The following is a 17,138-nucleotide window of genomic DNA, read 5'->3' as shown; positions in this document are numbered from 1 at the left end:
ACCTGTCCTCTTGAAACGGGAGGATATTGCCATGCCGAAGGTTGTCGTTCGAAATTTCGCCATTTCGATTGACGGATACGGTGCCGGGCCGGATCAAAGTCTTCAGAACCCGCTGGGTGTGAATGGCGAAACCCTGCATCAATGGGCGTTCAAGACCCGCACCTTTCACCGCATGTTCGGCAAGCAAGGCGGCTCGACCGGCACGGACGAGCAGTTTTCCGAGAAGAGTTTCGAAAATATCGGCGCCTGGATCTTGGGCCGCAACATGTTCGGCCCTATCCGCGGTGCCTGGCCGGATGAACACTGGAAGGGCTGGTGGGGGGAAGAGCCGCCCTATCACGTGCCGGTTTTCGTGCTGACGCACCATGCGCGCGCCTCCTTTGCGATGAAGGGCGGCACCGTGTTTCATTTCGTCAACACGGGCATCAAGGCCGCCCTCGACATGGCGTTGGAGGCGGCAAACGGCAGGGACGTCCGGATCGGCGGCGGCGTTTCGACCATTCGGCAATATATGGCCGGAAGCATGATCGACGAACTGCATCTGGCGCTGGCCCCGGTGTTTCTCGGCAAGGGCGAAAACCTCTTCCAGGGGCTGGATTTGCCTGCGCTTGGTTATCGCTGCACCGGGACCTCGGCGGGTGAGGGCGCGACCCATTTGATTATCGATAAAGCCTGAGTCGCAAACTACACAATGGTTTCATGTGCGGTTGCCTCCCACTCCCTCATTCCTGTGACAAGCACAGGAATGAGGGAGGAGTAGTCGGATCTGCTCTATAGTCGGGGAATAGCGCGGGCCATCCCCGACGTGACGAACTCAGTTGCGCAGCGAGATTTCCAGAAGCTCCGTATCGGACAGCGGCTCTACCCAGGCCTCATAGGTACCAACAGGAGAAAATCCCATCATCTGGTAGAGTTGCAGCGCGCGGGGATGGTCAAGCGTGTTGGTGGTCACCGTCACGCGCTTGGGATTGTCCTGCCAGGCGGCGTAAAGCGCCTGCAACAGGAACCATTTGCCGACGCCAGCACCGATTGCCTCTTCGAGAAGCCCGAAATAGGAAAGCTCGGTTACCTCGTCGCTTGCCTTGTTCAGCTCGAAGAAACCGGCGGGAGCACCGTTCATATAAAGGACGGTGACGCTGTTCTTCGGGTCCTTGAGGACGGCGGACAGTTCCGCATCGCTCATGCGCATGCGTTTCTGCCAGTGCCAACGTTTTCCCACCCGCCAGTACATGTAGCGGTAGAAGTGCAGGGGAATATCGGTGACCCGCATCAGTGCCGTCTGGATGTTGACGGGGATAGCAAGGCTGACCTTCGGCGGCGCCGTCATTTCAAGCTGCGTGACATGCGCCTTCAACGGCCCATGTGACACCACGGGAAGAGGTTCGGCAGGGCCGGTGACAACAGGCGTGTCTTCCAGTCCACCCCATTCCGACCACGAACCGTCATAGAGCGAATTATCCTGGTGGCCGAGCGATTCCAGCGCCAGCGTAATGACGGCGGCGGTAACGCCCGAGCCGCAGCTCGTCACCACCGGCTTGCCAAGATCGATACCGGCATCCGCCACCATCTTGCGGATGGCGGTGAGGTCCTTGAAGTGGCCGTTCTCGGAAAATGCGGTGGCGGGCAGGCTGCGAGCGCCAGGCATATGGCCTGAACGCATGCCGGCACGCGGCTCGGCCTCGTCGCCGGTGAAACGTCCCGCGCCGCGGGCATCGGCAATCTGCTTTTCGCCACTGTCAACGATGCCGCGCATGGTCGGTAGCGAGGTCACGCGCTTTTCGTTGAAATCGGGTGTGAAGGTGGCAGGCTCGATTTCCGGCGAGCCGGTTTCTAGCGGCCGGCCTTCGCGCTTCCAGCCGTCAAGACCGCCATCCAGCACGTAGGCCTTGCGCACGCCCATCACCCGCAGCATCCACCACACGCGCGGTGCGGAAAAGAAACCGGGGCCGTCATAGACCACGATGGTATCGGTGTCGCTGAGGCCAAGCTCTCCCGCCTGTTCCGCAAAGAACTCTGGCGAGGGCAGGGAATGCGGCAATCCGGTTGCATGATCGGCGATCTTGTCCTGATCGAAGAACACGGCACCGGGCAGGTGACCCGCCGCAAATTCTTCCGCACCGTTGCGTTTATGCGCCGGCAGATACCACGAGGCATCAACGAGACGAAACCCGGCCGTGCCGAGCTGCTTTTCTACCCAGTCCGCCGAAACGACGAAACGGCTCTTATCCGTGCTCACGATGTCTCTCCTGATTTCAGGCAGCAGCTTCAGGCGTGCCGAAACGAATGCGGAACCGCCTGTTCTCCTTGCCCTTCTTTTCTATCTTGGCAATGTGAATATCGCCCACTTCCTGCGTTTCGGAAACATGGGTGCCGCCGCAGGGCTGGCTGTCGATGGTAGAATTTTCGCCGATGCAGACAAGGCTGACCCGGCCAAGGCCGATTGGCGGGCGCACATTCTTGGATTTGACGATGCCCGGATTGGCCTGAAGTTCTTCGTCGGTAATCCATTGCAGGAAAACGGGATGGTTGGCTTTCACCAGTTCCATCAGCTTTGCCGTGACTTCATCCTTGTCGATGGTTTCCGACATGTCGAAATCGACGCGCGATTCGTCTTCGCCGACGGCAGCACCGGTGATTGGCCACTGGCAGACGACTGATAGCAGATGGCAGGCCGTGTGCATGCGCATCAGCTTGTAACGGCGCGGCCAGTCTACGTGCAGGGTCAGTTTTTCACCGACTTCGGGGGAAGGCTGACCTTCCAGCGGCACATGGATGATAACGCTCTTGTCGGCGCCATTTTTGGTAATGCCGAGTTCGATGCGCGAACCATCGGCCCGCTCGAGAAAGCCGCTGTCGCCCGGCTGGCCGCCGGACGTGGCGTAAAAGCAGGTCTGGTCGAGCTCGATGCCGCCATCCTCATGCACCGCCGTGACGATCGCTTCTGCGGTGGAAAGATAAAAATCGTCACGGAACAGGGCATTCACAGGCATTTCGGCATGTCCTCAAACGGTTTCGTACGGAACCGCAATCTCGCTTTTCGTTGCCAGCCACTGGGGAACCGGAAGCCCCTTGGAGCGCAGGAAATCCGGATTGAACAGCTTCGACTGATAACGATTACCGTAGTCGCAAAGTATCGTCACGATTGTATGCCCCGGACCAAGCTCGCGGGCAAGGCGGATTGCGCCGGCAATGTTGATGCCGGAGGAGCCACCGAGGCAAAGACCCTCTTTCGTGACCAGATCGAACAGCACCGGCAGGGCTTCCGCATCCGAAATACGATAGGAGAAATCCGGCGCGAAGCCTTCCAGATTTGCGGTGATGCGCCCCTGGCCGATGCCCTCGGTGATAGAGGAGCCTTCCGACTTCAGGACGCCATGCTTGTAAAATTCGTAGAGGGCGGCGCCCTCAGGGTCGGCAAGGCCGATCTTTATATCGGGATTGAAATCGCGCAGGCCGTCAGCCACGCCCGCAAGCGTTCCGCCGGAACCGACGGAGCAAATGAAACCATCGACCTTGCCGTCCGTCTGGTCCCATATTTCCGGTGCCGTTGTCTCAATATGGGCCTGACGGTTGGCGATATTGTCGAACTGGTTGGCCCAGATCGCGCCGTTTTCATCCGTCGCGGCCAGCTGTTTTGCCAGGCGGCCGGAAACCTTCACGTAATTGTTCGGGTTGGAATAGGGTGCCGCCGGAACCTCGACCAGCTTTGCGCCGAGAAGCTTCAGCGCATCCTTCTTTTCCTGGCTTTGCGTCTCAGGAATGACGATGACAGTCTTGTAGCCGAGCGCATTGGCCACCAGCGACAGGCCGATGCCGGTATTGCCTGCCGTGCCTTCCACGATGGTGCCGCCCGGCCGCAGCTGTCCGCGCCGTTCCGCATCGCGGATGATGTAAAGCGCGGCGCGATCCTTTACCGATTGGCCGGGATTGAGAAACTCCGCCTTGCCGAGGATTTCACACCCCGTCGCTTCAGAGGCAGCTTTCAGACGGATAAGCGGCGTGTTGCCGATAGCACTGAGCGCAGAGGGATGAATGGTCATGATTGAGCCTTCTTGTCTGAGCGGAAATTAGGTGCCGTTATGTCCCGTTACAACCGCCTCAAGGCAAGAAATTATCTTCCCGCCTTAGGCTTCGCCACGCAAAATTTTGCCGATACCCAATTTTATGCGTTGTTCTTCACTGCGGCGTAGGATGCAAGTGCTCTTTCCCGTGCCTTCCCATGGTCGACGATCGGCAGGGGATAGGTCTTGCCGAGCTCGATACCCGCCTTTTTAAGCACCTCTTTCGGTGCTTCAAACGGCTTGTGGATGTATTTTCGCTCAAGCTTTTCAAGCTCCGGCACGAAGCGGCGCACGTAGTCTCCCTCGGCATCGAATTTCTCCCCCTGCAATATGGGGTTGAAAATGCGGAAGAACGGCGAGGCGTCCGCGCCCGAACCCGCCACCCACTGCCAGTTGGCGGCGTTGGAGGCCGGATCGGCATCAACAAGCGTATCCCGGAACCACTTCTCGCCTTTGCGCCAGTCGATAAGTAGATGTTTGATGAGGAAGGATGCAACTATCATGCGCACCCGGTTGTGCATGGTGCCATGTTTCCACAATTGCCGCATGCCGGCATCCACGATCGGATAACCCGTCAGGCCACGCGTCCAGGCGTTGAAGGATGTCTCATCGTCCCGCCAGCCGAAGGCGTCGAAACTGTCGTTCCAGTTTTTCTCGTCCAGCTCGGGAAAGTGGAACAGCAGATGGTAGCAGAATTCCCGCCAGACGAGTTCCTTGCGGAAACGGCTGATATCGTTGGACGCGATATGGCGTGATAGCCCCTTCGTCGCATGCCACACGGCGGCGGGCGATATTTCGCCGAGCGCCAGATGCGGCGCAAGAAGCGACGTGGCGTCCTTCGCCGGAAAATCGCGGCCTTCCTCATAACCCTTCAAGGCACCATCGATGAAATCATCGAGTTTTTCCCGCGCGGCATTTTCACCGGGTGTCCATATCTCGCTGAAACCCTTGGCCCAGTCCGGTTTGACCGGCAGAAGCTTCCAATCATTGAGTTTCTCCGATTTTGGCCATGTCTCAGGTGCCTTCAGGCTCTGCGGTGCATCCGCCGGCGTATGTGGCTCCTCGCCACCCTCCAGAGCCCGCCAGAAGGGCGTGTAGACCCGGTATGGACCGCCGGATTTGGTCTGCACCCGGGATGGTTCATGCAGCAGGTGTCCGGCAAAGCTGCGAACTGTCAGGCCGTCGTCCCCAAGCGCCTCTTTTAGTGCCTTGTCCGTTGCCATGCCGGTCGGCTCATAGCGACGGTTCCAGAGGACTGCATCCGCACCGGTCTCGGCTATAAGCCGGCGCAGCGTCTCCTCTGCGTTGCCGCTTCTGAGCAGTAGACGGCTGCCGCATTTTTCCAGCGCCGCGGAAAGAGAGGCAAGCGAATGGTGAAGCCACCATTCCTGCGCGCCGCCCAGCGGGCCGCTGGATGTCTCACGGATATAGATCGGCATGACGGGGCCGCCATGCTCCACCGCTGCGAGAAGGGCGAGATTGTCCGCAAGACGCAAGTCCTTGCGGAACCAGACGATAACAGGAGAGGATTTTGTTGGCATGAAGGGATCCGGTTCACTTCCGCTTGAACGAGTGTTGAAACGCTTTGTTCCTCAAATCGCGTAGAATGGAAAGCTGGAGGCACATGGTTTTTCGAGGGCTATTTTTTCGACCTTGAAACCGAAAGTGAAGGGAACCAACTGGAGGAGCCGGCGTTTTTCGCTGGTTAATAGAGCATGGAAGTACAATCAATGTTGCTGAAAGACGTTAAGTGGGAAAAGCCTGTTACCATATCCTTGGAAAACGGTGCTCCCCGGATTTTCAACGGCGTTTACGAGGCCTTCGATTTTCTGCAGCACGAATGGCCACAACGCGGTGACAAGGCGCATGAGCAGGCCCTGCGTCTGTGCCGCGCCTCGCTGATGGGGGACGTGGCTGGAGAGATTGCGCGCGCCGCCTTCGTTACCGCAAGCCGGCAGGCGCAATGCCTCTTGGAGGCCGGAAACAAGGTGGAAGATCAGGGTAAACTTGCATCCTGACAGCGTTGCCGGATTGAGATGTGAAAGGCCACCCGTAAAGCCGGGTGGCCTTGTTTTATCCGCCGCCAAAAACGGGTTGTGTCGAACGCAGGATATGGCATCGTGCGCGTGCAAAGCGGATGAATACGGCAATGACCAACCACTACGGCTATATTGTTTTCCCGACAGCTCTCGGCCATTGCGGCCTCGCATGGGCAGAGCGCGGTATCGCCCGTCTGCAATTGCCCAGCGCAGATGCCGGTGAAACCGAAAAACTTATCCAGAAACGCCTGCCGTCATCTTCCATCGCTGTACCTGACACACGCGCCCGTGAGGCGATTGCGATGGTTACCCGCTATTTCGATGGTGAAGAGATTGATTTTACGCCCGTGGAACTCGATCTTGCCGGGCAGGAGCGGTTCTTTCTAGATGTCTATGAGGTGGCACGGCATATCGGCTGGGGCCGCACGACGACCTATGGCGGTATCGTAAAAACGCTGGGCCTCTCCATGGAAAAGGCCCGCGACGTCGGGCAGGCCATGGCGAAAAATCCCGTGCCGCTGATCATTCCCTGCCACCGTGTTCTGGCGGCTGGCGGCCGGCTGGGTGGCTTTTCCGCGCCGGGTGGAACGAACACCAAATTACGCATGCTGGATCTCGAAAATGCCGGCCGCAGCCGTGCTGACGATGCACAGGGCAGCCTGTTTTAAAGCAATGACAGATCAGTCCACATGAATAGCCGTCTGATTTCTGCCCTTTTCTCGTCAAATTGTCGCTAAATTGTCACAATACACGGACGCCCTCTAACATAAGGGCGAGACGTTTGAGAGTATCCGCGTTAATTCTATCCGCTGCCTTGGCTTTTACAGTCGTGGCACCCGCGTCGGCTGGCATGCTGAACCAGGCTGAAAAATACACCGGACTGCATGAATCCAAAAACAACAAGAGCCTGAAGAATATTCTTGGGGCAAATCCCCGCAGCACACCGTGGTGTGGCCTGTTCCTGCATGCCGTTGCCAGCAAGGCCGGGCGCGCATCGCCCAAATCCTACGGATTTGCAAAATCCTGGACGTCATTCGGTTATGCCGTTCCCGTCGCCGCCGCCAAACCGGGCGATGTTGTCGTCATTCGCAACGGCCGCGGTTATCACGCCGGAATATTGAAGAGCATGAGCGGCAAGACAGCGCAAATTCTCGGCGGCAATCAGTCCGGCCGGGTGCAGGTGTCGAACTTCAACCGCAAGGCCATCGTTTCCGTGCGTCGCTGAAGACCGTACCAACTTTACGACGATCCTTATAAAGGCGGGCTGTGGCCCGCCTTATGCGTTTTAAGGCCCCTATGGCTGTTCCCTTGTGCCGGGTGCCGCATCGCGCTGGTCATCGTCCTCAAGGTCTGTGGCGACGATGAAGGCATCCTCGTGTTGCCGCGCTGCCTGCCGGCGTGCGCGCAGGCTTATGGATTCATCGGGGTAAATCTCACTTTCTTTCGATTTGAGTTCGCTGTCGGTTTCAAAACGCGGCAAATCTTCGTGTTTGATATCGAGAGGTTCGTTTTTCTTCTGTTTCGGATCGCTCATGGATGGTCCTCCTGCGGGTTCCTGCCGGGCAAACGATCCTGCAGTGAGTAGGGTTCCCTTTTTTCAGGGAAATGCGCATGCGCAATCTCCGGACGCGGAACAATTTCCGGCCATTTCTGTTTTTCAATTGGCACAGTCAAAGCCGATGCGACGCAAAGAGGAGGACGTTATGAACCATGATCGCGAAGCAGCAATCCGCGAAAAAGCCCGCGCAATATGGGAGAGGGAAGGCAGACCGGAGGGACATCACGAACGCCACTGGATGGAGGCGGAGCGGGAGGTCTCGGCAAGCACAGAAACCGGAAAGACCAATGGCAAAAATGGCGCGAAGAAACCCGCTGCCGCCAAGTCCTTGGTCCAGAAGAAGGTGACTGCGGATAAGGCGTCGGCAAAAAATGCCAAATCACCAGCGGTAAAATCTCTTCAGAAAGAGCAAAAAGCGGAGGCCAGCCGAAAAGACGACGACCTGACCGAAAGCCTAGAGGAAAGTTTCCCGGCAAGCGATCCGCCGGCACTCACCAACGCGTCTACTTCGACGAAGCGTGTGGCGAAGAAGACCTGAGGTCAATAACGCCCAGCTACGCGCCTATGCCAAGATCGATATAGAGCGAATGCTGCGGCATCTCGCTCGTCATGCCATATTTTGGAAAAAATGGCTCCCCGGGCCGGATTCGAACCGGCGACCTGTCGATTAACAGTCGAATGCTCTACCGCTGAGCTACCAGGGAACGTGCGCTGCTTGGCGCGGTGTGAGCGGGGTAATACAAATGCTTTTCCGATTTGCCAAGCGCTTTTTTCAAAAAAAACGCATTCATCTTGTTTTATCTCGCCGGAGTCCCGATTTTCCGGGCTTATCGACGGTGAAAAAATTATCCACAGGCCAGATGTTAAAGGGCAGTATGGAATGAAATTTGGAATGGACCACAGAATGGGTCGTCTCAATCTCGGAAAATGGAGCGTTGCCATGCCGCGTTCGCGCGTCGGCAGGATCGCCACCGGCTCGGCACTGGTGGTGGGCGGAACGCTCGGGTTTTTGCCCATCCTCGGTTTCTGGATGGTCCCGCTTGGTCTTATCGTGCTTTCCCACGATTTGCCGGCGGTTCGCCGCAGGCGGCGGCGGCTGGCAGTCTGGTGGGCATCGCGACGCAATGGCCGCAACACCCGCAATAGAGGTGGACAATAAGGATCAGCCGCCCATCGAGCTGCTGAGGCCCTGTCCGGCCCAGAAGGCGGCATAGGCGAGTGCTGCAAAATAAATCGCCGTCAGGACGAGAAACAGATATCCGCCGAGAACGGTCACGCCGTCCCTCTGGATCATACCCGCCGAAAAAAGCAGGATGGCGACGCCAGGCAGGGTGTTGGAGAAGGGAATGAAGCCGAGCGGCATCATCAGCAACACGCCAGCGGTCATCAGCGCAAGTCCGTTCACTCTATTGGCGACGATGCCCGCCGTCAGCGCCGGAAGGCGCGGGCGGATGAAGCGATCGAGCCTGGAGACTATGGCGACGCCTTTCTGCAGTGCCGGCACCAGCTTTGCCGTTTCCATCTGCCGGTCGAGAATCCTGGCCGGTAGCCATGGCAGACGGTTGAGGGTGATGGCCAGACTGACGAGAATGATCGCTGCGCCAAACACGGTGCTGACGCCGGGAATAGAGACCGGAATGAGGAAGGGCAGGGAAGCTATGGCACAGATGAGCAACAGGCCCTGTTCGCCGATTGCCTCCATCAGCTCGCGCAATGTGATCGTCTGACCTTGCAGTTTCCCAATCAGCTTTTCGAGCGTGGTGCTGAGCTTTTCAGACGTATCAGTGAATGCGAATTCGTTCGACATCAGGCTTCCCGGAAGTTGCTTTAACTCCGGGTTTGATAACATTCATCCGGCCAAATGCCTACCGCCGATGGAAAATCAGCGTCTTTTCGGACCGGTGCTGCTGCCCGCCTTTGTCAGTGGGAAACCCAGCTGCTGTAGGCGCCTGCGAGAAGAACAATCAGCAGGATGACCAGTATGACCGGATTGATCGACGTAATGAAGCTTACATAGTCCATGATAACTTCCTCCTCTTTCCGCCACACCTTATTCTACCGCGAAAAGGCCGGTTTATCTACCTGAGGATGAAATTTCGCATCGCAGCAACCATCCGCCGCTGCGGTCTGGAATTGTTTGTTTTTCTCGTTTGCCGCAACGCAAAAAATAAATCTTCCAACATTTGCCATTCTCTTGCGTTGTCTCTAATCCTGATTTGGCGGCGGTCGATAGTCAGACCGTCCGCCGCTGACAAACCGCCACTGAGATGCCTTGGCTCCCGCCTTGCCTTCGGTCTAAAACGATCTTCCCCGGGGACATGAAATGCTGAAAAACATCTATGCCTGGACGATGGCGCTTGCCGCGCGCAAAAGCGCCGTGTGGTGGCTGGCGATCGTGGCCTTCGTCGAAAGCTCCGTCTTCGTTGTGCCGGCGGATGTGCTTTTCCTGCCCATGGTGCTGGCAAAGCCAAAAAAGGCGATGTTTTATGCGCTCGTGGCAACGGTCGCTTCCGTTCTCGGTGGCATTGCCGGCTGGTTTCTCGGCCACTATGCTTTCGAGAGTATCGCGCGGCCAATTCTGGAATTTTACGGCAAGCTGGACAGCTTCGAGCAGCTCAAGAATTCGGTAAATTACGAGACCATCATTCTCCTGCTGGTGACATCGGGCTTTGCGCATCTGCCGCCGATCAAGGTTGTCACCATCCTCTCCGGTGCGGCCAATATCAGCCTCGGCCTGTTCATTCTCTCGGCTGTCGTCACGCGCGGCGCGCGCTTTTTCATCCTCGCCGGGTTGCTGCAAAGATACGGTGAACCGGTGCGCCACTTCATCGAAAAACGCCTTGGTATTATCGCCGCCGCTGTGGCCGCAGCGCTCATCGCCATCTATGCGGTCTACGTTTTCGTGCGCTGACGAAACGCAGTTTTTCTACTCTTACAATACTGTCGCATAACTTTCAGCCTACTGTCAGAATCCAGCTGTATCGGTTGTCTCGTCCAATGAGAGAACCGATTTATTATGCGAAGATTATGGAAGTGCTCCTTGGGGGGCATGGGTATTGCTGTGCTTGCCGCAGGCGGTTATCTCCTCGCCATCCAGCTTCTCGGCAACTTTCACGAGGTGGTGGCAGGGCAGCTTTACCGCTCCAACCAGCCAAGCAGTGAGCAGCTGGTCCGCTATACCAGGGACCATGGCATCAAGACGGTCATCAATCTGCGCGGAGAGAATGAATCCGAGGACTGGTACAAGGATGAGATCAAAACCTCGCGCGAGCTTGGGTTGACCCATATCGATTTTGGCATGTCAGCCCGCCACGAACTTGACATGACCACGGTGAATCAGTTGGTCGCGATCATGCGTGATGCGCCGAAACCCATCCTCATCCATTGTAAGTCCGGTGCGGACAGGACAGGCCTTGCGACCGCGCTTTATCTCGGCCGCGTCGCGTATCTCGGTGAAAAGGCGGCTGAGAGCCAGCTTTCCGTCCGCTACGGCCATATCGGCATCCCCTATCTGTCTGAGACCTATGCCATGGACCAGACCTGGGAAAATGTCGAACACATGTCGATCGCCGACGACTTCACAATTGCTTCAAACGAGTTTTGAAAACGGTCGGGCATAATATCCGCAAAATTGCTGATCGATCTCCTGAAGCGGGATTTTGCGTTCCGTTCTGATCGCGCAACGGTCGGGACGGGCCCCAAACGCTTGGTTTCTTAACTGTTGAGTTATCAACGACGCAACCTGTCTTTCATCAGGCGGCCGATTTCTCCCTCTCAAGATTCGTCGGAAATCACATTTTTTGTCTATATATTAGTAACTTATGCGATCCAATAATTAAGTTGACTCTTTAAATCATCTTTTATAGAGCGACGTTGTTTCAACTTCTGGATCGCATCATGACCCCAAAATCATTTATGAGCGGCCTTGCCGCATCGCTCTTATCTATTCTCTTTACCGCCCCTTATGTAATGGCTGAACAAAAGACCATCACAGATGTCATCGGACGCGAAGTGAAGGTTGACCTTCCAGCAAAGCGCGTTGTTCTCGGTTTCTACTTCGAGGACTACATGGCGGTCGGCGGCGAGAAAGCCTATGATTCCGTCGTCGGCATTTCTCGCGAAGCCTGGGAAGGCTGGGTACCCGCCAACTGGAAGATGCATCTCGCGCATCGCGCCTCGCTTGCCGACATTGCCGATGTCGGTGAAGTGGAAGCGCAGACTTTCTCGGTCGAAAAAGTGTTGAGCCTCAATCCCGATCTGGTGATTCTGGCAGACTGGCAATACAAAGCGCTTGGTCTCGATGCCGATCGTCTGGAAGAAGAGGGCATTCCCGTCGTCGTCGTCGACTACAACGCCCAGACGGTCGAGCGGCACGTCGCCTCGACCCGGCTTTTTGGCGACCTGACCGGCCAGGAGAAGCGTGGCAAGGAAATTGCCGACTTCTATGCCGGTTCGCTGAAAGAGGTCGCTGACCGGGTCGCCAAGTCCGGAAAGCCGAAACCGAAGGTCTATGTCGAGTTCGGCAACAAGGGCCCGGCCGAATATTCTTTCACCTACGGCAAGAACATGTGGGGCGCCATGTCCACGGCGGCTGGCGGCGACAACATTGCCGCTCCCTTCGTCGAATGGTGGGGACCGATCAATCCAGAACAGGTTCTGGCGTCCAAGCCTGACGCCATCTTCATTTCCGGTCGCGAAAACAACAAGAACCCGGCAGCTCTGCCCATGGGACAGGCGGTGAAGGCGGCAGACGCAGGCGAGAAACTCAAGGCATTTGAGGCCCGTCAGGGCTGGAGCGAATTGCCCGCCATCAAGAACGGCCAGCTGTTCGGTGTCTACCAGGGTGCGTCGCGCACGCTCTCCGATTTCGCTATGGTTCAGTACATCGCAAAGCAGCTATATCCCGAGCAGTTCAAGGATGTCGATCCGATCGCCAACTATCTCGGCTATTACAAGAAGTACCTTCCGGTAACGCCTCAAGGCACTTTCGCCATCGCCGTCAAGGATTGATATCGCGCTTGCCTGTGGCGGCGCAGAAACGTGCTTTCTTCGCCGCCACAGTGGCGAAATCTCGCGAACGCCGCCTTTGCGGCGTCCGCTTTTCCAGACAGTCCTTTCAGGCAGGTTTTCATGACAATTGCTGCCCGCAACGCCGAGGCCATCGATGCGCACCGGCTGCGCGAGCGCCGTCGCTGGCGTGTCGTCTCTATCTTCTTCGTATTGATGGCGGTGAGCCTCGTTCTCGATATCGCCACTGGTCCTTCGCTGCTGTCGCCCGCCGAAGTGGTGAAGTCGCTGACCAGCCTTGGCGAACGGGCCGCCATGACCGATTCCATCGTGCGCGGCCTTCGCCTGCCCATGGCGTTGATGGCGCTTGCCGTCGGTGCGGCACTCGGCGCAGGCGGCGCGCAAATGCAGACCCTGCTCAATAATCCCATGGCGAGCCCCTATACGCTCGGTATGGCCGCAGCGGCCGGTTTCGGTGCGGCGCTGGTGCTGGCGCTTGGGGGTCTCGGGCTGGATGCCATGATTGCCGTTCCGCTGGGCGCGTTCGTCTTTTCCATGCTCGCAGCACTTTTTCTCTTCACGCTGGCCTCCATGCGGCAGATGACGACCGAAACCATCATTCTCGGCGGCATCGCGCTTCTTTTCCTGTTTCAGTCGCTGCTGTCGCTCATCCAGTTCCTGTCCTCACCGGAGCTGTCCCAGCAGATCCTTTTCTGGCTGTTCGGCAGCCTGACCAAGGCGACCTGGCCGACGCTTGGCCTGACCGCTGCCGTGACCGCCCTCTGCTGCGCCCTGCTGATGGCGGATTGCTGGAAGCTGACCGCGCTCAGAATGGGGGAGATGCGGGCGGCAAGCCTCGGCATCAATGTCCGCTGGCTGCGCATGAAGGTTCTCGTCATCGTCGCCATCATGACCGCGACGGCCACCAGCTTCGTCGGCGTCATCGGTTTTATCGGGCTGGTCGCGCCGCATATCGCCCGCATGACCGTGGGCGAGGATCAGCGCTTCTTCCTGCCCATGTCGGTGCTGAGCGGCGCGCTGATGCTGTCGGCTGCCTCGATCCTCTCCAAATCGATCGTTCCCGGTGCGCTGTTCCCGGTTGGCATCGTCACGGCCATTGTCGGCGTGCCGTTTCTGATGTGGCTGATTTTCGCTCCGAAGAGGCGCGGCCGATGATGGTTCTCGATTCGATTTCCGCCGAGCGCGGCGGACAGACTGTTGTGAAAGGGCTGTCGGCGCGTCTGGAGGCGGGGCATATTCATGCCGTCATCGGCCCAAACGGAACGGGCAAGACGACCCTTCTGAGAGCGATCTTCGGCGATCTGCCACTTGCTGCCGGTTCGATCAGCCTCGGCGACCGCCGCCTTCGGGCCGGGGAGAGGGCGGGGCGGTATATAAGGCAGTGGCGCGATGGCTTTGCCTACATGCCGCAGGACACCACGGCCGATATTGCGCTCAGCGTGCTGGAGGTGGTGGCACTCGGCCGTTTCGGGCGTCTGTCGCTGCATATTGATGACGAGACGCTCGACCTAGCCATGACACGCCTGCATCAGGCGGGAATAGCGCATCTGGCGGGCAGGGAGATCGCCTCCCTCAGCGGCGGGCAGCGGCAGATGGCGCTTTTCGCGCAGGTTCTGATGCGCGAGCCGCAGGCGATGCTGCTGGACGAGCCGGTTAGCGCGCTGGACCTCAAGCATCAGGTGGCACTTCTCGATCTGGTGCGGCAGGAAACCCGCGCCAATGGCTGGGTAACGCTGGTCGTGCTGCATGATCTCAACCTCGCCTGCCAATATGCCGACAACCTGCTGGTGATTTCCGATGGCGCATTGAAGGCGACCGGCGCGCCGGGAGATATCGTCACGCCGAAGCTCATTTCCGAGACCTACGGGGTGGCGGTGGAAGTTTTGCGGGACAGGCGCGGCAATCCCGTCATCCAGCCGGCTGGCGACCCGCTGCCCGAACATTTCAAAACCCTTGAAGGAATAATTGCATGAAACGATTTTTGATGACGTTTGCCGCGGCTTTGGCCGTAACCTTCTCTGTCGCGCCGTCCTTTGCTGCCGAACACAAGGTGCTGATGCTCAATTACGGCACGGACGGCAGCATGGTGTTTGAGCCTTCCTATGTAAAGGCAGAGCCCGGCGACACCATCACCTTCGTGCCGCAAAATTCCAGCCATTACGTGCAGTCCTATGCCGTTCCGGAAGGCGTAACGTCGTGGAAAGGCAAGCTCGATGAGGCCTTCACCGTTACCGTCGAGAAGGAAGGCGTCTATCTCTATTATTGCCCACCGCATCTGATGATGGCGATGATCGGTGTGATCCAGGTCGGCAAGCCCGTCAATCTGGAAGCGGTCAGGCAAAAGGCGGAGAAGCTGCGCCCCAAACTGGTCATGAAGGGCGAAAGGCTGGACGCGGCTCTGGCACAGGTAACGCCGGCGCAATGACGCCATCTCCGTGCTCGACCGGATGGGACGCTCGATCCCTCTTATCTCGCTCGCCGGGTGTGTGAAGCAGCCCGCACGAAAAAAATGGCTGCAATCACCATAACAAGGATAAACCAATGGCAAATAAACTAGTCGAAATGACATTGAACGACCTGCTCAACGGCGAATTGCGCGCCCACCACGCCTATCTTCAGGCAGCCGCCTGGGCGGCTGAGCGCAATCTCGATGGTTGCTACAAGTTTCTGCTTGGCCATGCTGCCGAAGAGCTGGAGCATATGCACCGCATCTTCAGCTTTCTGAACGATCTCGGAGCTCCAGTTATTTTCACCGAGCTGCCGGCTCCACAGGTCACTGCAAACGATATCAAGGGGTTGTTTGCAATTGTCGCGCAACACGAATCGCGTGTCACCGCCGCCATCAACGCGGCGGTTGATCTCGCTCGGTCTGAAAAAGACCATGCGACCACATCCTTCCTGCAATGGTTCGTGAACGAACAGCATGAGGAGGACAGCCTGTGCCGCACGATAATGGGCAAGATCGAGCTGATCGGTGACGGTCCCAATGCGCTTTATCTGATTGACCGCGAAATCGGCGAACTGGCTGAAAAGGCCTGAAAGCTGCGCAGCATTCACCGATATTCCACAAGCTGCATCAAACGCAGCTTGTGGCTGGTTCAGTCACTTCCCAAATCCGGCGTCCATCCACGCGTATAGCCTTTTCCCATGATGGCAACCGCAAGGGAAAGCTGTTCCTGCAAATGTTCGATTTCGCCCAGCAGCGTTTCAACAGCCGCCTTCGCATCGCCATCATGACACTGGATGACATATCCAGCTATGTCGTCAGGCCGTACAGGGGTGATTTTTTCCGCATCGGGCATATCGGTTGACCTCTCGTTTGTTCACTAAATGTTCTAATTTTAGCAGAGAGTCAACAAGGCAAATGCGTGCCGTCTCTGGACGGTCACAGGCTTTGCAATGAGGGTATATTTCTGGAATTGTCGTTGAATGCACTCGCGCCCGCCACGGCCTCGCACCGCAGTGTCAAGCGTCAATGAACGGATGGATCTTCGCCGTCCAGGAAGCTGCGAATTCCATCTTTCTCACAGGTGGCCAGGAATTCTTCCCAGGCGTCCTTGTCTGTCGTGAAAGGTTCTTCCCAGGTGGTGACATCATCATGCTCGCTGATAACCTCGAGCGTCCAATCCTGCTGGGTGCCAGCCGGCCGGTAGATATCAACCAGAACCGTGATACCGTCGTCTTCAAATTCGCCTGAGAATTCCGAGTGTTCAATTTTTGTTTTTTTGACCATCACAGCACACCTCGTTCTCAGGCTTGGATAAACGCACACCCAGACCGCATCTTGTCAATTCGCGCATGGCGCCGGCGAGAATGTGGCTGAAAAAATTATAGCCAGCTCTGGGGGAACTGGCTATCTATCTGTTTTTAATGGTCGGAGCGGCGGGATTCGAACCCACGACCCCTTGACCCCCAGTCAAGTGCGCTACCGGGCTGCGCTACGCTCCGAACCTGAAAGCCGTTTATATATAAGCCTGTTAGGGCGCAAGCGGAAAATAGCCTTTTCTTGAAAAAAGGAACAAAGGCTGTGGACGGTGGGTAGGGGACTTTCTTCCCGAAGATGTTGCCCGTCAAACGCGTGACACATCATCCTTCCATCATGGCGGGAACCTGCCGTGTTCTTTGGCGTTCCAATCTAAGCGAAACTGAAATTCAGGGAGATGAAACATGTCCGAACTCGTCGTTGTCGGTTTTGACGGAACGGAAGAGGCCGACCGGGTCCTTCTGAAACTTGCTGGAATGAAAAAGGAATATCTGGTCGATCTGGAAGATGCCGTCGTCGTCGTTCGCGATGAAAAGGGCAAGGTGCACCTGAAGCAGAGCGTCAATCTGACGGCGATCGGTGCAAGCTCCGGTTTTCTCTCCGGTGGTCTCTGGGGCGGCCTCGTTGGCCTGCTGTTCCTCAATCCGCTCGCGGGATTTGCGATCGGCGGCGCGATCGGTGCGGGAACG

The 17,138-nt window shown here is 57.4% G+C and carries 22 protein-coding genes and 2 tRNA genes; 14 read left to right on the top strand and 10 right to left on the bottom strand.

The annotated features are described in order from the left end of the window. Positions 1-31: 31 nt before the first annotated feature. Complete coding sequence (locus tag T18_RS03440; RefSeq protein WP_038490665.1) at positions 32-676, top strand: dihydrofolate reductase family protein; 645 nt, start codon at positions 32-34, stop codon at positions 674-676. Between the two features lie 138 nt (positions 677-814). Here the strand turns inward: T18_RS03440 and sseA are convergent, their stop codons facing one another. The 4 genes from sseA to T18_RS03420 form a co-directional block, all read right to left on the bottom strand. After that, positions 815-2,236, bottom strand: coding sequence for a 3-mercaptopyruvate sulfurtransferase (gene sseA, locus T18_RS03435; protein ID WP_038490668.1), 1,422 nt, complete (start codon positions 2,234-2,236; stop codon positions 815-817). A gap of 16 nt (positions 2,237-2,252) precedes the next feature. Continuing rightward, the gene (locus T18_RS03430) at positions 2,253-2,990 is read right to left on the bottom strand and encodes an alanyl-tRNA editing protein (protein ID WP_003512557.1); all 738 of its coding nucleotides are present in this window, start codon (positions 2,988-2,990) and stop codon (positions 2,253-2,255) included. Positions 2,991-3,002: 12 nt separating this feature from the next. Beyond that, the gene (locus tag T18_RS03425) at positions 3,003-4,040 is read right to left on the bottom strand and encodes a cysteine synthase A (RefSeq protein WP_003512558.1); all 1,038 of its coding nucleotides are present in this window, start codon (positions 4,038-4,040) and stop codon (positions 3,003-3,005) included. 122 nt (positions 4,041-4,162) lie between these two features. Then, positions 4,163-5,602 carry a cryptochrome/photolyase family protein gene (locus tag T18_RS03420; protein ID WP_038490669.1) on the bottom strand — a complete coding sequence of 480 codons (1,440 nt, stop codon included), beginning with the start codon at positions 5,600-5,602 and terminating at the stop codon, positions 4,163-4,165. A 189-nt stretch (positions 5,603-5,791) separates the two neighbouring features. On the opposite strand from T18_RS03420, the gene T18_RS03415 reads away from it, so the two are divergent. The 3 genes from T18_RS03415 to T18_RS03405 all read left to right on the top strand — a co-directional run bounded on the left by T18_RS03415 (position 5,792) and on the right by T18_RS03405 (position 7,325). Next, positions 5,792-6,079 (top strand): DUF982 domain-containing protein, encoded by a 288-nt coding sequence (locus T18_RS03415; RefSeq protein WP_003512562.1) that lies wholly within the window; start codon positions 5,792-5,794, stop codon positions 6,077-6,079. 131 nt (positions 6,080-6,210) lie between these two features. Next, positions 6,211-6,768, top strand: coding sequence for a methylated-DNA--[protein]-cysteine S-methyltransferase (locus T18_RS03410; RefSeq protein ID WP_038492779.1), 558 nt, complete (start codon positions 6,211-6,213; stop codon positions 6,766-6,768). Between the two features lie 113 nt (positions 6,769-6,881). Next, complete coding sequence (locus T18_RS03405) at positions 6,882-7,325, top strand: TIGR02594 family protein (RefSeq protein ID WP_025593218.1); 444 nt, start codon at positions 6,882-6,884, stop codon at positions 7,323-7,325. A 69-nt stretch (positions 7,326-7,394) separates the two neighbouring features. On the opposite strand, the gene T18_RS03400 is transcribed toward T18_RS03405, so the two are convergent. Next, entirely contained in the window at positions 7,395-7,634 is a 240-nt protein-coding gene (locus T18_RS03400) for a hypothetical protein (RefSeq protein WP_038490673.1), read from the bottom strand. A gap of 169 nt (positions 7,635-7,803) precedes the next feature. Between T18_RS03400 and T18_RS03395 the strand changes: the two genes are divergently transcribed. Then, complete coding sequence (locus T18_RS03395) at positions 7,804-8,196, top strand: DUF2934 domain-containing protein (protein WP_038490676.1); 393 nt, start codon at positions 7,804-7,806, stop codon at positions 8,194-8,196. A gap of 91 nt (positions 8,197-8,287) precedes the next feature. Here the strand turns inward: T18_RS03395 and T18_RS03390 are convergent. Next, positions 8,288-8,362 (bottom strand) — tRNA-Asn (locus T18_RS03390). 176 nt (positions 8,363-8,538) lie between these two features. Here T18_RS03390 and T18_RS03385 point away from each other — a divergent pair. Beyond that, on the top strand, positions 8,539-8,817 hold the full coding sequence (locus tag T18_RS03385) for a hypothetical protein (RefSeq protein ID WP_038490679.1): 279 nt from the start codon (positions 8,539-8,541) through the stop codon (positions 8,815-8,817). A gap of 3 nt (positions 8,818-8,820) precedes the next feature. Here T18_RS03385 and T18_RS03380 read toward each other — a convergent pair whose 3' ends face one another. Next, the gene (locus T18_RS03380) at positions 8,821-9,465 is read right to left on the bottom strand and encodes an exopolysaccharide biosynthesis protein (RefSeq protein WP_025593222.1); all 645 of its coding nucleotides are present in this window, start codon (positions 9,463-9,465) and stop codon (positions 8,821-8,823) included. Between the two features lie 516 nt (positions 9,466-9,981). Here T18_RS03380 and T18_RS03375 point away from each other — a divergent pair. From T18_RS03375 to T18_RS03345, 7 genes are all read left to right on the top strand, one after another. Further along, positions 9,982-10,569 carry a YqaA family protein gene (locus T18_RS03375; RefSeq protein ID WP_038490682.1) on the top strand — a complete coding sequence of 196 codons (588 nt, stop codon included), beginning with the start codon at positions 9,982-9,984 and terminating at the stop codon, positions 10,567-10,569. A gap of 138 nt (positions 10,570-10,707) precedes the next feature. Beyond that, entirely contained in the window at positions 10,708-11,262 is a 555-nt protein-coding gene (locus tag T18_RS03370; RefSeq protein WP_038490685.1) for a dual specificity protein phosphatase family protein, read from the top strand. Between the two features lie 311 nt (positions 11,263-11,573). Then, entirely contained in the window at positions 11,574-12,668 is a 1,095-nt protein-coding gene (locus tag T18_RS03365; protein WP_035198131.1) for an ABC transporter substrate-binding protein, read from the top strand. A 120-nt stretch (positions 12,669-12,788) separates the two neighbouring features. Continuing rightward, positions 12,789-13,841, top strand: coding sequence for a FecCD family ABC transporter permease (locus T18_RS03360; protein ID WP_038492782.1), 1,053 nt, complete (start codon positions 12,789-12,791; stop codon positions 13,839-13,841). Next, on the top strand, positions 13,838-14,659 hold the full coding sequence (locus T18_RS03355) for an ABC transporter ATP-binding protein (RefSeq protein ID WP_025593227.1): 822 nt from the start codon (positions 13,838-13,840) through the stop codon (positions 14,657-14,659). Before T18_RS03360 ends, T18_RS03355 begins: the two co-directional genes overlap by 4 nt. Beyond that, positions 14,656-15,111, top strand: a complete 456-nt coding sequence (locus T18_RS03350) for a pseudoazurin (RefSeq protein WP_038490689.1) — start codon at positions 14,656-14,658, stop codon at positions 15,109-15,111. Before T18_RS03355 ends, T18_RS03350 begins: the two co-directional genes overlap by 4 nt. Positions 15,112-15,227: 116 nt before the next feature. Next, positions 15,228-15,725: a ferritin gene (locus T18_RS03345; RefSeq protein ID WP_038490692.1), complete on the top strand. Its 498-nt coding sequence runs from the start codon at positions 15,228-15,230 to the stop codon at positions 15,723-15,725. Positions 15,726-15,784: 59 nt separating this feature from the next. Here the strand turns inward: T18_RS03345 and T18_RS03340 are convergent, their stop codons facing one another. The 3 genes from T18_RS03340 to T18_RS03330 form a co-directional block, all read right to left on the bottom strand. Beyond that, a complete protein-coding gene (locus tag T18_RS03340; RefSeq protein ID WP_013635930.1) occupies positions 15,785-15,988 on the bottom strand; it encodes a hypothetical protein in 204 nt (67 codons plus the stop codon). 170 nt (positions 15,989-16,158) lie between these two features. Then, entirely contained in the window at positions 16,159-16,419 is a 261-nt protein-coding gene (locus T18_RS03335; RefSeq protein ID WP_003512603.1) for a hypothetical protein, read from the bottom strand. Between the two features lie 138 nt (positions 16,420-16,557). Continuing rightward, positions 16,558-16,634, bottom strand: a tRNA-Pro gene (locus tag T18_RS03330). 219 nt (positions 16,635-16,853) lie between these two features. Here T18_RS03330 and T18_RS27490 point away from each other — a divergent pair. After that, a partial coding sequence (locus T18_RS27490; RefSeq protein WP_414896154.1) for a DUF1269 domain-containing protein occupies positions 16,854-17,138 on the top strand: 285 nt, incomplete at its 3' end.

The sequence above is a fragment of the Rhizobium sp. TBD182 genome, from assembly GCF_001950375.1.
Taxonomy (GTDB): domain Bacteria; phylum Pseudomonadota; class Alphaproteobacteria; order Rhizobiales; family Rhizobiaceae; genus Agrobacterium; species Agrobacterium tumefaciens.
Note: the sequence above shows the minus strand (reverse complement) of the source record. Positions and strands in the feature narration are given on the sequence as shown.

Coding starts and splice junctions, on each gene's coding strand:
- T18_RS03335 (WP_003512603.1), bottom strand. CDS start 16,419: ATGGTCAAAAAAACAAAAATTGAACACTCGGAATTCTCAGGCGAATTT.
- T18_RS03440 (WP_038490665.1), top strand. CDS start 32: ATGCCGAAGGTTGTCGTTCGAAATTTCGCCATTTCGATTGACGGATAC.
- T18_RS03385 (WP_038490679.1), top strand. CDS start 8,539: ATGAAATTTGGAATGGACCACAGAATGGGTCGTCTCAATCTCGGAAAA.
- T18_RS03370 (WP_038490685.1), top strand. CDS start 10,708: ATGGGTATTGCTGTGCTTGCCGCAGGCGGTTATCTCCTCGCCATCCAG.
- T18_RS03410 (WP_038492779.1), top strand. CDS start 6,211: ATGACCAACCACTACGGCTATATTGTTTTCCCGACAGCTCTCGGCCAT.
- T18_RS03375 (WP_038490682.1), top strand. CDS start 9,982: ATGCTGAAAAACATCTATGCCTGGACGATGGCGCTTGCCGCGCGCAAA.
- T18_RS03365 (WP_035198131.1), top strand. CDS start 11,574: ATGAGCGGCCTTGCCGCATCGCTCTTATCTATTCTCTTTACCGCCCCT.
- T18_RS03420 (WP_038490669.1), bottom strand. CDS start 5,602: ATGCCAACAAAATCCTCTCCTGTTATCGTCTGGTTCCGCAAGGACTTG.
- T18_RS03355 (WP_025593227.1), top strand. CDS start 13,838: ATGATGGTTCTCGATTCGATTTCCGCCGAGCGCGGCGGACAGACTGTT.
- T18_RS03425 (WP_003512558.1), bottom strand. CDS start 4,040: ATGACCATTCATCCCTCTGCGCTCAGTGCTATCGGCAACACGCCGCTT.
- T18_RS03360 (WP_038492782.1), top strand. CDS start 12,789: ATGACAATTGCTGCCCGCAACGCCGAGGCCATCGATGCGCACCGGCTG.
- T18_RS03415 (WP_003512562.1), top strand. CDS start 5,792: ATGTTGCTGAAAGACGTTAAGTGGGAAAAGCCTGTTACCATATCCTTG.
- T18_RS03395 (WP_038490676.1), top strand. CDS start 7,804: ATGAACCATGATCGCGAAGCAGCAATCCGCGAAAAAGCCCGCGCAATA.
- T18_RS03340 (WP_013635930.1), bottom strand. CDS start 15,988: ATGCCCGATGCGGAAAAAATCACCCCTGTACGGCCTGACGACATAGCT.
- T18_RS03400 (WP_038490673.1), bottom strand. CDS start 7,634: ATGAGCGATCCGAAACAGAAGAAAAACGAACCTCTCGATATCAAACAC.
- T18_RS03350 (WP_038490689.1), top strand. CDS start 14,656: ATGAAACGATTTTTGATGACGTTTGCCGCGGCTTTGGCCGTAACCTTC.
- T18_RS03430 (WP_003512557.1), bottom strand. CDS start 2,990: ATGCCTGTGAATGCCCTGTTCCGTGACGATTTTTATCTTTCCACCGCA.
- T18_RS03380 (WP_025593222.1), bottom strand. CDS start 9,465: ATGTCGAACGAATTCGCATTCACTGATACGTCTGAAAAGCTCAGCACC.
- T18_RS03345 (WP_038490692.1), top strand. CDS start 15,228: ATGGCAAATAAACTAGTCGAAATGACATTGAACGACCTGCTCAACGGC.